This is a genomic window from Streptomyces sp. NPDC055506, assembly GCF_053643595.1.
On sequence record NZ_JBSHKH010000193.1, the window covers coordinates 1 to 11,209 of the forward strand.

At 70.3% G+C, this 11,209-nt stretch carries 11 protein-coding genes and 1 pseudogene; 5 read left to right on the forward strand and 7 right to left on the reverse strand.

Annotated features, from left to right (window positions below; genetic code table 11):
• The first annotated feature begins 109 nt into the window (after positions 1-109).
• Entirely contained in the window at positions 110-268 is a 159-nt protein-coding gene (locus ACWIF2_RS38285) for a beta-N-acetylglucosaminidase domain-containing protein (RefSeq protein WP_454366019.1), read from the forward strand.
• Here ACWIF2_RS38285 and ACWIF2_RS38290 read toward each other — a convergent pair.
• The 3 genes and pseudogenes from ACWIF2_RS38290 to ACWIF2_RS38300 all read right to left on the reverse strand — a co-directional run.
• A pseudogene (locus ACWIF2_RS38290) lies at positions 255-1,103 on the reverse strand (SPFH domain-containing protein); the annotation flags it as partial. The gene ACWIF2_RS38285 and the pseudogene ACWIF2_RS38290 overlap by 14 nt on opposite strands.
• Before the next feature lie 131 nt (positions 1,104-1,234).
• Entirely contained in the window at positions 1,235-1,666 is a 432-nt protein-coding gene (locus tag ACWIF2_RS38295) for an NfeD family protein (RefSeq protein WP_382591813.1), read from the reverse strand.
• A 96-nt stretch (positions 1,667-1,762) separates the two neighbouring features.
• A complete protein-coding gene (locus ACWIF2_RS38300; protein WP_454366002.1) occupies positions 1,763-2,560 on the reverse strand; it encodes an ABC transporter ATP-binding protein in 798 nt (265 codons plus the stop codon).
• Between the two features lie 161 nt (positions 2,561-2,721).
• On the opposite strand from ACWIF2_RS38300, the gene ACWIF2_RS38305 reads away from it, so the two are divergent.
• A complete protein-coding gene (locus ACWIF2_RS38305; RefSeq protein WP_454366004.1) occupies positions 2,722-3,510 on the forward strand; it encodes a hypothetical protein in 789 nt (262 codons plus the stop codon).
• A 248-nt stretch (positions 3,511-3,758) separates the two neighbouring features.
• Here ACWIF2_RS38305 and ACWIF2_RS38310 read toward each other — a convergent pair whose 3' ends face one another.
• The 3 genes from ACWIF2_RS38310 to ACWIF2_RS38320 all read right to left on the reverse strand — a co-directional run bounded on the left by ACWIF2_RS38310 (position 3,759) and on the right by ACWIF2_RS38320 (position 5,951).
• Positions 3,759-4,001, reverse strand: a complete 243-nt coding sequence (locus tag ACWIF2_RS38310; RefSeq protein WP_454366006.1) for a chaplin — start codon at positions 3,999-4,001, stop codon at positions 3,759-3,761.
• A 170-nt stretch (positions 4,002-4,171) separates the two neighbouring features.
• A complete protein-coding gene (locus ACWIF2_RS38315) occupies positions 4,172-4,813 on the reverse strand; it encodes a response regulator (RefSeq protein ID WP_454366008.1) in 642 nt (213 codons plus the stop codon).
• A complete protein-coding gene (locus ACWIF2_RS38320; protein WP_454366009.1) occupies positions 4,806-5,951 on the reverse strand; it encodes a GAF domain-containing sensor histidine kinase in 1,146 nt (381 codons plus the stop codon). The genes ACWIF2_RS38315 and ACWIF2_RS38320 overlap by 8 nt, the downstream gene beginning before the upstream one ends.
• Before the next feature lie 236 nt (positions 5,952-6,187).
• Between ACWIF2_RS38320 and ACWIF2_RS38325 the strand changes: the two genes are divergently transcribed.
• From ACWIF2_RS38325 to ACWIF2_RS38335, 3 genes are all read left to right on the forward strand, one after another.
• Positions 6,188-6,886, forward strand: a complete 699-nt coding sequence (locus tag ACWIF2_RS38325; protein WP_454366011.1) for an SDR family NAD(P)-dependent oxidoreductase — start codon at positions 6,188-6,190, stop codon at positions 6,884-6,886.
• Positions 6,883-7,962: an S-adenosylmethionine:tRNA ribosyltransferase-isomerase gene (locus ACWIF2_RS38330; RefSeq protein ID WP_454366013.1), complete on the forward strand. Its 1,080-nt coding sequence runs from the start codon at positions 6,883-6,885 to the stop codon at positions 7,960-7,962. Before ACWIF2_RS38325 ends, ACWIF2_RS38330 begins: the two co-directional genes overlap by 4 nt.
• Positions 7,963-8,268: 306 nt before the next feature.
• Positions 8,269-8,997: a transglycosylase SLT domain-containing protein gene (locus ACWIF2_RS38335; protein WP_454366015.1), complete on the forward strand. Its 729-nt coding sequence runs from the start codon at positions 8,269-8,271 to the stop codon at positions 8,995-8,997.
• A gap of 109 nt (positions 8,998-9,106) precedes the next feature.
• Here the strand turns inward: ACWIF2_RS38335 and ACWIF2_RS38340 are convergent.
• Positions 9,107-11,209, reverse strand: a 2,103-nt coding sequence (locus tag ACWIF2_RS38340; RefSeq protein WP_454366017.1) for an ATP-binding cassette domain-containing protein, incomplete at its 5' end; no start/stop codon positions are given.

Below are 11,209 nucleotides of genomic sequence, written 5' to 3' on the forward strand. Positions count from 1 at the left end.
CTCCTATACCCGCTGGAACTGCGATGCCGATGCGGCGAAGTTCGGCTCCGGTGGCGCGGCCGCGGGCGCGGCGCAGTCGTTCCTGCTCAACCGGGTACAGCAGGACTTCATCGCCACCCATCCCGGTGTCGAGCGGCTCCAGACCGTTCCGACCGAGTACTACGACCTCGCCGACTCCCCGTACAAGACCGCGCTGCGCACCCAGCTCGACAAGGCGGTGATCGTCGAGTGGACCGGCGTCGGCGTGATCGCCGGGACAGGCCCTTGAGGGCGTCGCCGATTTCGCTGGGGACGATCCAGAGCTTGTTGGCGTCGCCCTCGGCGATCTTCGGGAGCATCTGGAGGTACTGGTAGGAGAGGAGCTTCTGGTCCGGGTCTCCGGCGTGGATGGCCTCGAAGACCGTACGGACGGCCTGGGCCTCGCCCTCGGCGCGCAGGGCGGCCGCCTTGGCCTCACCTTCGGCGCGCAGGATCTGGGACTGCTTCTCACCCTCGGCGCGCAGGATCTCGGACTGCCGGACGCCTTCGGCCTGGAGGATCGCGGCGCGCTTGTCGCGGTCGGCGCGCATCTGCTTCTCCATCGAGTCCTGGATGGAGGTGGGCGGTTCGATCGCCTTGAGCTCGACGCGGTTGACGCGAATGCCCCACTTGCCGGTGGCCTCGTCGAGGACGCCGCGCAGGGCCGCGTTGATCTCCTCGCGGGAGGTCAGGGTTCGCTCCAGGTCCATGCCGCCGATGATGTTGCGCAGCGTGGTGACGGTGAGCTGCTCGATGGCCTGGATGTAGCTGGCGACTTCGTACGTCGCGGCCCGTGCGTCGGTCACCTGGTAGTAGATGACGGTGTCGATGTTGACCACCAGGTTGTCCTGGGTGATCACCGGCTGCGGCGGGAAGGGGACGACCTGTTCACGCAGGTCGATGCGGTTGCGGATGGTGTCGATGAACGGGACGACGATGTTCAGGCCCGCGTTCAGTGTCCGCGTGTAGCGGCCGAAGCGCTCGACGATGGCCGCGCTGGCCTGTGGGATGACTTGGATCGTCTTGATCAGGGCGATGAAGACCAACACCACCAGAATGATCAGGACGATGATGACCGGTTCCATCGTCGTTCCCCGTACCCTTCTCCGCCTCGGCGACTTCGGCAGATCTTATGGTTGTCGAAGATCTTGCTGGTCGAGTCTGACAGACCGTCGCGTAGCTGGCGAGGAGTTCACTCCAGTTACGTCCTGCGAGGTCACATGACGATCGCAGTGGCTCCCTCGATGTCCACGACGTCCACTTCCTGGCCTACTTCGTAAGCACGGTCGGTGTCGAGGGCGCGGGCCGACCAGACCTCTCCGGCCAGCTTGATCCGGCCGCCTGAGGCGTCGACGCGTTCCAGGACGACGGCTTGTCTGCCCTTCAACGCGTCCACACCCGTGGCGAGTTGGGGCCGCTGGGCGCGATGCCGGTTCGCGATGGGCCGTACGACGGCGATACCGGCGGTCGAGATGACGGCGAAGACCACGACCTGCGCGACGGCTCCGCCACCGAAGACGCCGGTGACCGCCGCCGCGGCGACGGCGCCCACCGCGAGCATGCCGAGTTCGGGCATCGCGGTGACCACGAGCGCGATGCCGAGCGCTGCCGCGCCGATCAGCCACCACAGCCATGCGTCGATTTCCACATGGTCATGGTAGGTCCGCCGCCCCTGTCGCCGACAGGGCGCCCAGCGTGTGAAATGCCGTTCTTACTTTGGGATTTGTGTGGTGCCGGGGGTGGGTCAGGACAGCGGGAGGCCCTGGGCCGTCCAGCGCTCGCCCGCCTGTTCGACGACGAGCGGGAGGCCGAAGCAGAGGGAGAGGTTGCGGGAGGTGAGTTCGAGCTCCAGCGGGCCGGCCGCGAGGACCTTGCCCTGGCGGATCATGAGGACGTGGGTGAACCCCGGGGGGATCTCCTCGACGTGGTGGGTGACCATGAGCATCGAGGGGGCGATGGGGTCGCGGGCGAGCCGGCCGAGGCGGCGGACGAGGTCCTCGCGGCCGCCGAGGTCGAGTCCGGCGGCGGGCTCGTCGAGGAGGAGCAGCTCGGGGTCGGTCATCAGGGCGCGGGCGATGAGGGTGCGCTTGCGCTCGCCCTCGGAGAGCGAGCCGAACCTGCGCTCCAGGTAGTCGCTCATGCCGAGGCGGTCGAGGAAGGCGCGGGCGCGCCGCTCGTCGATCTCCTCGTAGTCCTCGTGCCAGGTGGCGGTCATGCCGTACGCGGCGGTCAGCACGGTCTCCAGGACCGTCTGGCGCTTGGGCAGCTTCTCGGTCATGGCGATGCCGGCCATGCCGATGCGCGGGCGCAGCTCGAAGACGTCGGTGCCGGGCGTGCCGAGGGTCTCGCCGAGGATGGCGGCGGTGCCCGAGCTGGGGAAGAGGTAGGTGGAAGCGAGGTTGAGGAGGGTGGTCTTGCCGGCGCCGTTCGGGCCCAGGATGACCCAGCGCTCGCCCTCCTTGACCGACCAGGAGACCTGGTCCACCAGAGCCCGGCCCTCGCGGACCACGGATACGTCCTGAAGCTCCAGAACATCGCTCATGAGCGCGTTGTCTCCCCTTGCAGTGTGGCCGGTCTCGGCTGTCGCGTAAGCCTGTGGCTCGGTCCGCCGCGCCGGTGGGCGCAGCCCTCCATGAAATCTACGCCACCGGTCGGTCCGGGCATTCCCTCGGTCCGGGTCTTGGGCTCTCTTAGGCTGGGGGCATGCTCTCGGAACCGCGTGCTGGACGTCTTGCAGCTTGGGGAAATGCCCTTTTGGCCGGACTTGTCTCACCTGATGACGCCGTGCTCGCCATCGTCGGCGAGGACGCGGTGCACCGGGTGGAGGGGCTGCCCGAGGAGTCGGCGCCCGTCGGGCTCACGCTCGCGCTGGGGCGGCTGCGGTCGCTCGGGGTGACCGGGCTGCGGCTCGCGCTGCCCGCGCCCGGGCATCCGCTGGGGCTGAGCGGGCCGCCGGAGTTCAACGCGCGGGCGCTGGACGCCGAGCAGGCGGTGGTCTGTTACGGCGCCGCGTTCGGGCTGGTGCCGGAGGTGTACGAGGCCGGGCCCGAGGGTGATGTGCATGTCGAGGTCGTATGGCATGTGCTGCCCGTGCGGGAGGCGCCGCCCGCGGATGTGCCGTCGCTGGGTGAGGCCGAGCGGGAGCTGGCGGAGGCCCTTCGGGAGGCGACGGAGGTGCTGACGCGGCTGGATGTGGCCGGGTCGGGGCCGGTGGCGGAGGCGGCGATCGATGCGTATCGGGCGCGGGCCGAGCGGGGGCGGGAGGTGCTGGCGCCGGGGTATCCGTCGCGGGCGGTGCGGGTGCTGGAGCTGGCGCAGCGGGTGGGGACGTTGATCGTGGTCGCGACGGAGAGTGGGCACGGGGGTGCGGTGAGTGCGTCCGAGATGGGGGCGCGGCGGGAGGCGTTGCGGCCGGTGGAGCGGACGGCTCGGCGGGCGCAGGTCGCTGCGTACAACTCCGTTGTGGAGGAGCGGGAGCGGGGCGTGCGCTGACTGTCGGGTGTCGGGTACTCGACGTCGGTGTTGGTTTGGGGTGGAGTGCTGACTGAGGGTTGTGACGGTGCTCGGCGTTTGTGCTGGGGCGGGTGGGTGCGCGGCCCGGCGTAGCGGGGTGCCGCCTGCGCCCACCCGTGCCGCCCCTGGCGGCACGACTGCCCGCAGGCTGAGCGCGGGTATGCGAACGGCCTCCCAGATGTGTCTGGGAGGCCGGGGTCACCTTCGGCTCGGAGGCGGAGGTGAAGTCAGTGGTTGACGGCGAGGTTGCCGAACGCCGGGTTCAGGACGCCGATGACGTTCACGCTGTTGCCCGAGACGTTGACCGGGACGTGCACCGGGGCCTGGACCACGTTGCCCGAGCCGACGCCCGGCGAGCCGATGGCGCTGCCGTCGGCGTGCGCGCTGGTGGCGGAGGCCATGCCCGCACCGGCGGCCAGGAGTCCACCGGTCACCATCGTCACGGCAGCGGCCTTCTTCAGGTTCTTCACTTCTGAGCCCTCCTTGCGATCGCCGCGGCAGGCGCCGCGGCACGCACTGGAGAACGGCGGAGATCCACCGAGGATGCGCCATACGAGGGACATTCCCACGACAGTATGAATCTCGGTCCGGAGTGGAACCTTCCGCGTTGCCGTGGCGCGCGCGTGGGTCCATGAAGCGTTCAGCCGGTCACGCCATGGCGAACGGCCCACAGAGCGGCCTGCGTTCGGTCGGACAGGTCGAGCTTCATCAGGATGTTGGAGACGTGGGTCTTGACGGTCTTCTCGGAGAGGACGAGCGCACGGGCGATCTCCCGGTTGGAGCGGCCGTCCGCTATCAGGCCGAGCACCTCGCGCTCCCGGTCGGTGAGCGAGCCGGCCCGTCCCGGCCCTGAGTTGGCCTCCTCCTGGGACAGCAGGGCACCGGCGACCTCCGGCTGGAGGAGGATGTGCCCGGCGTGGACGGAGCGGATGGCTCCGGCGAGGGCGTCGGGGTCGACGTCCTTGTACACGTATCCGGCGGCGCCCGCGCGCAGGGCCGGCACCACCGTGCGCTGCTCGGTGAAGCTGGTGACGACCAGCACGCGTGCGGGGTTGTCGAGTTCGCGGAGTCTGCGCAGGGCGCCGACTCCGTCCATGCCCGGCATCTTGACGTCCATGAGGATGACGTCGGGCCTCAACTCCTCGGCTCGGTCCACTCCTTCGGCGCCGTCCGCGGCCTCGCCGACGACCTCTATGTCGTCCTGCACCTCGAGGAAGGTGCGCAGGCCCCGGCGGACGACCTGGTGGTCGTCGACGAGCAGTACCTTGATCGCGTCAGCCACCGGGGACCTCCATCTCGATCGTGGTGCCCTTGCCGGGCACCGATTCCACGGTCAGCGTGCCGCCGGCCCCGCTCGCCCGGTCCCGCATGGAGACCAGGCCCAGATGGCGCCCCGCGCGCCGCACCGCCTGCGGGTCGAAGCCGCAGCCGTCGTCCGTGACCCGCAGGACGGCTCCGCCGCCGCGGCGGTCCAGGGTCACGTCGACGTGGTCGGCGCCGGAGTGGCGCAGGGCGTTGTGCAGGGCCTCCTGGGCGACGCGCAGGACGGCTTCCTCCTGGGAGGCCGGCAGGGCCTTCACGCCCTGGCAGGCGAAGGTCACACGGGCGGTGTGTGCGCGGTCGAGGACCTGGACCTGCGTGCGCAGGGTGGCCACGAGGCCGTCCTCGTCGAGGGCGGCGGGGCGCAACTCGACGACCGCGGCGCGCAGTTCGTCGGCGGCCTCGGCGGCCAGCACCGCCACCTGATGGAGTTCGCCCTTGGCGCGGGAGGGGTCCCGGTCCACCAGGCGGGCGGCGGCCTGGGCCGTCAGGCGGAGGGAGAAGAGCTTCTGGCTGACCGCGTCGTGCAGTTCGTGGGCGAGGCGGGAGCGCTCCTCGGCGATGGTCAGTTCGCGGCTGCGTTCGTAGAGGCGGGCGTTGGTGAGGGCGATGGCCGCGTGCTGGGCGAGGATGCCGAGGAGTTCCTCGTCGTCCGCTGTGAAGCCGCAGCCGCCTTCGGGCTTCTCGCAGTTCTTGTTCGCGAGGAAGAGCGCGCCGATGACCTCGTCGCCGTCGCGGATCGGCAGGCCCAGGAAGTCGACCAGGTCGGGGTGGGCCTTCGGCCAGCCCTCGAAGCGGGGGTCCTTGCGGACGTCGGCGAGCCGCTCGGACCTGGCCTCGTGCAGCATCGCGGCGAGGATGCCGTGCTGGCGCGGGAGGGGGCCGATGGCCTTCCACTGTTCCTCGCTGACGCCGTCGACCACGAACTGGGCGAAGCCTCCGTGATCGTCCGGCACGCCGAGCGCGGCGTACTGCGCGTCGAGCAGCTCGCGGGCCGAGGCGACGATCGTCTTGAGGACGTCGCGCACCTCGAGATGCCTGCTCATGGCCAGCAACGCGGAGCTCACCGCGGCGAGGCCGGACCGGGGACCGTGACTCATGTCCTCACGGTACCGGCGGGCTGTGACAGCGCGGATCGGACCGGTGGCGGCGGGTGCCCGGTCCGGTGGACCTAGGTCGCGGGGCCGAGTCGGCAGGGCTGCGCGGCGTAGGCCCGGGGGCGCCGGGCCTGTGGCTTAGGGCGAAGGGACCCGGTGGATTGCGGCCCTCGTCCGAGGTGGTCCGGACGGCTCCGTTCCTACGTTGAGGGCACGCGATCACGACGAGGGAGCCGATCATGCCGGTTGCGATCATCACCGGGGTCTCGAAGGGCCTGGGCCGTGCGCTCGCCGAGGCCCTGGCGGGGCGTGGCTGGGACCTGGTGCTCGATGCCAGGGGTTCCGAGGCGCTGACGGAGGCGGCCGGGGCCGTCTCCGCGTACGGCACGCGCGTGACCGCCCTGCCCGGGGACGTCACCGACGCCGGGCACCGGGCGGAGCTGGTGTCGGCGGCGGGGCGGCTGGGCGGGCTCGACCTGCTGGTGCACAACGCGAGCGCGCTGGGTGCCGAGCCGCTGGTGCGGCTGGAGGAGCTGCCCCTGGAAGGGCTGCGCCGGGCGCTGGAGGTGAACCTGGTGGCGGGTCTCGGCCTGGTCCAGGAGGCGCTGCCGCTGCTGCGGGCTTCGGGGGCGGGCACGGTCGTCGCCGTCAGCTCGGACGCGGCCGCCGAGGCGTACGAGACCTGGGGCGGCTACGGGGCGTCCAAGGCGGCTCTGGACCAGCTGGTGGCGGTGCTCGCCGTGGAGGAGCCGGGGCTGCGGGTGTGGGCGGTGGATCCCGGGGACATGGCCACGGACCTGTACGCGGCGGCCGTACCGGACGATCATGATCCGCGGCCGGATCCGGCGGCTGTGGTGCCGGGGTTCCTGCGGCTGCTGGACGAGCGTCCGGCGAGCGGGCGGTACGGGGCTCCGGCTCTGGTGGACGGGGCCCGATGACACCGGCCGTGCGCGTGCCGGAGGAGTTGTCGGCCCGGGTGCCGGTCGAGCAGCGGGGGCCCGGGCTGGACCGGGACGCCGTACGGATGCTGGTGTCTCGGGGTGCGGGGGTGGCGCATCACACGTTCACGGAGCTGCCGCGGCTGCTGCGGGCGGGGGATCTGCTCGTGGTCAACACCTCGGCCACGCTGGCGGCGGCCGTCGACGGGTGGATCGGGCACGCGCGCGTGGTGGTGCACTTCTCCACCTCCGGGGACGACGGCCGCTGGGCGGTGGAGCTGCGGGAGCCCGACGGGCGGGGCACCACACGCGCGCGGGCGGGAGGGCCCGCGGGTTCGGAGGTGTGCCTGCCGGGAGGGGGCCGGCTGGTGCTGGAGGAGCCGCTGAGCGGGCGGAGCGGGCGGCTGTGGTGGGCGCGGGTGTCCGGGCCCGGGGTTCCGGGGCTGCTGCGGGAGCACGGGCGGCCCATTCGCTACTCCTACACGGAGCGGGACCAGCCGCTGTCCGTCTACCAGACGGTGTTCGCGCTGCCGTCGGCGGACGGGGCGGGCAGTGCGGAGATGCCGAGTGCGGCGCGGCCCTTCACGGCGCGGATGGTGGCGGAGCTGGTGAGCCGGGGGGTGGGGTTCGCGCCGGTCACGCTGCACACGGGGGTGGCCTCGGCGGAGGCGCACGAGCCGCCGTATCCGGAGCGCTTCGCGGTGCCCGCGGCGTCGGCGCGCCTGATCAACGCCGCCAAGGCCGACGGCGGCCGGGTTCTCGCGGTGGGGACGACGGCGGTGCGGGCCGTGGAGTCGGCGGCGGGTACCGACGGCGTCGTACGGCCGCGGAGCGGCTGGACCGGCCTGGTGGTGACCCCGGAGCGCGGGGTGCGGGTGGTGGACGGGCTGCTGACCGGGCTGCACGAGCCGGAGGCCTCGCATCTGCTGATGCTGGAGGCGATCGCGGGGCGGGCTGCGGTCGAGCGGGGCTACGAGGCCGCACTGCAGGGCAGTTACCTGTGGCACGAGTTCGGGGACGTGCACCTCGTCCTGCCCGGAAAGAACCCTCACGCAGTGCATTGCTCAAGCAACTGACAGTGCAGCAGATCTTCGCCCGATGTGACCCCTCGCATAGGAGCCACGTCACGTACGAACGGACGTAGGAGACAAACTCGACCTATTGAGCGGCAACGACAGTCCAGTCTGCCCCGATTTGCTACTCCCTGATCCACTATCTCCCTTCGTACGTCACACCTTTGCCACGCCATTTTGCGGCCGCTAAGAATGGCTGCCGTCGCTCAGCGCCGTGGGTTCACCTCCGCGGCGTTTGTGTCGGAAACACACCGAGTCCAACGCCGGACGCCGAGCGACTCCCGCGCTATTCGAAGAGGTCCAACCACCATGCCCAAGAACATCTTCAGCCGTGGCCCCAGTCGCAACATCACCCGTCACCACAAGATCGCCATGGCGGGTGTCGCCACCCTCGGCGCCGCCGCCATCGGGTTCTCCGCGGTGCCGAGCGGTGCTTCGACGAAGACCACGACGGAAGCCGCTCAGTCGGCTCCGGTGGCGTTCAGCAACCAGCAGATCAAGGACGTGAAGGCGAGCGTCACCGACCAGATGGCCGGTGCCAGCCTGAAGGCCGAGCAGATCGAGGCGAAGAAGAAGGCCGACGCCGCGGCTGCCGCCAAGAAGAAGGCCGCCGCCGAGGCGGCGAAGAAGAAGGCCGAGGCCGCGCGCGAGGCCAAGGAGGCCGCGAGCCGCGACGCCAAGCGCGCCGAGGCCAAGAAGGCCGCCAAGAAGAGCTACCCGAACAACCTCGACGGCTGGATCCGCGAGTCGCTCGACATCCTGAAGAAGCACGACATCCCCGCGTCCTACGACGGCATCCACCGCAACATCATCCGCGAGTCGTCCGGTGACCCGAAGGCCATCAACAACTGGGACATCAACGCCATCAACGGCATCCCGTCGAAGGGTCTGCTGCAGGTCATCCCGCCGACCTTCAAGACCTGGCACGTCCCCGGCACCTCCTGGGACATCTACGACCCGGTAGCCAACATCACCGCCGCCTGTAACTACGCGGCCGACAAGTACGGCTCGATGGACAACGTCGACAGCGCGTACTGAGGTAGCGCGGACCTCTGCTCGCTGAACGAGAAAACGCCGAAGGGCGGCACCCTCCTGACGAGGTGCCGCCCTTCGGGGCGTCGTACGGCGGCGCTGCGTACAGCGGTGCCTACTTGCGCATGACCTCGGGCTCGTGGCGGCGCAGGAAGCGGGCCACGAAGAAGCCGCAGAGCACGCCGAGCGCGAGCAGCGCGCCCATGTCCATGGCCCAGGCGCCGACCGTGTGCTCCCACAGCGGGTCGTTGTCCCCGGCGGTCTCCGGCGGGGCGATCTTGTTGAAGTCCAGCGTGGCGCCGGACGCGGCGACCGCCCAGCGCGACGGCATCAGGAACGAGAACTGGTTGACGCCGATCGAGCCGTGCAGCGTGAACAGGCAGCCCGTGAAGACGACCTGGATGATGGCGAACATCACCAGCAGCGGCATGGTCTTCTCGGCGGTCTTGACCAGCGACGAGATGATCAGGCCGAACATCATCGACGTGAAGCCCAGCGCCATGATCGGCACGGACAGCTCCAGCAGCGTGGCGCTGCCGAAGACCAGGCCCTCCTCGGGGATCTCCCGGCTGGAGAAGCCGATGACGCCGACCAGCAGGCCCTGGAGCACGGTGATCATGCCGAGCACGAACACCTTGGACATCAGATAGGCCGAGCGTGACAGGCCGGTCGCGCGCTCCCGCTCGTAGATGACCCGTTCCTTGATCAGCTCACGGACGGAGTTCGCCGCGCCCGCGAAGCAGGCGCCGACCGCGAGGATCAGCAGGACCGTCGTGGCGGTGCCGTTCGGGATGATCCGGCCGGTCTGCGGGTTGGCCGGGTTCGGCAGCAGGCCCTTGTCCGCGTCGATGAGCAGGCTGACCGCGCCGAGCACGGCCGGCAGGATCACCATCAGGGCGAGGAAGCCCTTGTCGGACACGATCACCGAGACATAGCGCCGCACCAGTGTGACGAACTGCGACATCCAGCCCTGTGGCTTCGGCGGCTTCATCGCCTGCATGGGCGGAACCTGTACGGACTGCGGCGCCACGGCGTCGATGTCCGCGGCGTACATCTGGTAGTGCTGCGAGCCCTTCCAGCGGCCCGCCCAGTCGTAGTCGCGGTAGTTCTCGAAGGCGGAGAAGACATCGGCCCAGGTGTCGTAGCCGAAGAAGTTCAGCGCCTCCTCGGGCGGGCCGAAGTAGGCGACGGAACCGCCCGGGGCCATCACCAGGAGCTTGTCGCAGATCGCCAGCTCGGCCACGGAGTGGGTGACGACGAGGACCGTACGGCCGTCGTCGGCGAGGCCGCGCAGCAGCTGCATGACGTCGCGGTCCATGCCCGGGTCGAGGCCTGAGGTGGGCTCGTCCAGGAAGATCAGCGAGGGCTTGGTGAGCAGCTCCAGGGCCACGGAGACGCGCTTGCGCTGGCCGCCGGAGAGGGAGGTGACCTTCTTCTCCTTGTGGATGTCGAGCTTGAGCTCGCGCAGCACCTCGTCGATACGGGCCTCGCGCTCGCGGGCCGTGGTGTCGGCCGGGAAGCGGAGCTTGGCCGCGTACTTCAGCGCCTTCTTGACGGTCAGTTCCTTGTGCAGGATGTCGTCCTGCGGGACCAGACCGATGCGCTGGCGCAGCTCGGCGAACTGCTTGTAGAGGTTCCGGTTGTCGTAGAGGACCTCGCCCTGATCGGCCGGGCGGTAGCCGGTGAGTGCCTTGAGCAGGGTCGACTTGCCGGAGCCGGACGGGCCGATGACCGCGATGAGCGACTTCTCGGGGACGCCGAAGGAGACGTCCTTGAGGATCTGCTTGCCGCCGTCGACCGTGACGGTCAGATGGCGGGCGGAGAAGGACACCTCACCGGTGTCGACGAACTCCTCGAGCCGGTCGCCGACGATGCGGAACGTCGAGTGGCCGACACCGACGACATCCGCCGGGCCGAGCAACTGCCCGCCGCCCTTGGGGATCGGCATGCCGTTGACGTACGTGCCGTTGTGCGAGCCGAGGTCGCGGATCTCCATGCGGCCGTCGGGCGTCGCGTGGAACTCGGCGTGGTGCCGGGAGACCTGCAGGTCGGAGACGACCAGCTCGTTCTCCAGGGCACGGCCGATGCGCATCACGCGGCCGAGGGAGAACTGGTGGAAGGTGGTGGGGCTGCGGTCGCCGTGGGCCGGCGGCGCCCCCGCGGCGCCGCCGGGGGCCTGCTGCTGCGGGCTGTTCCCGCCCGGCAGAAGCGTCCACTC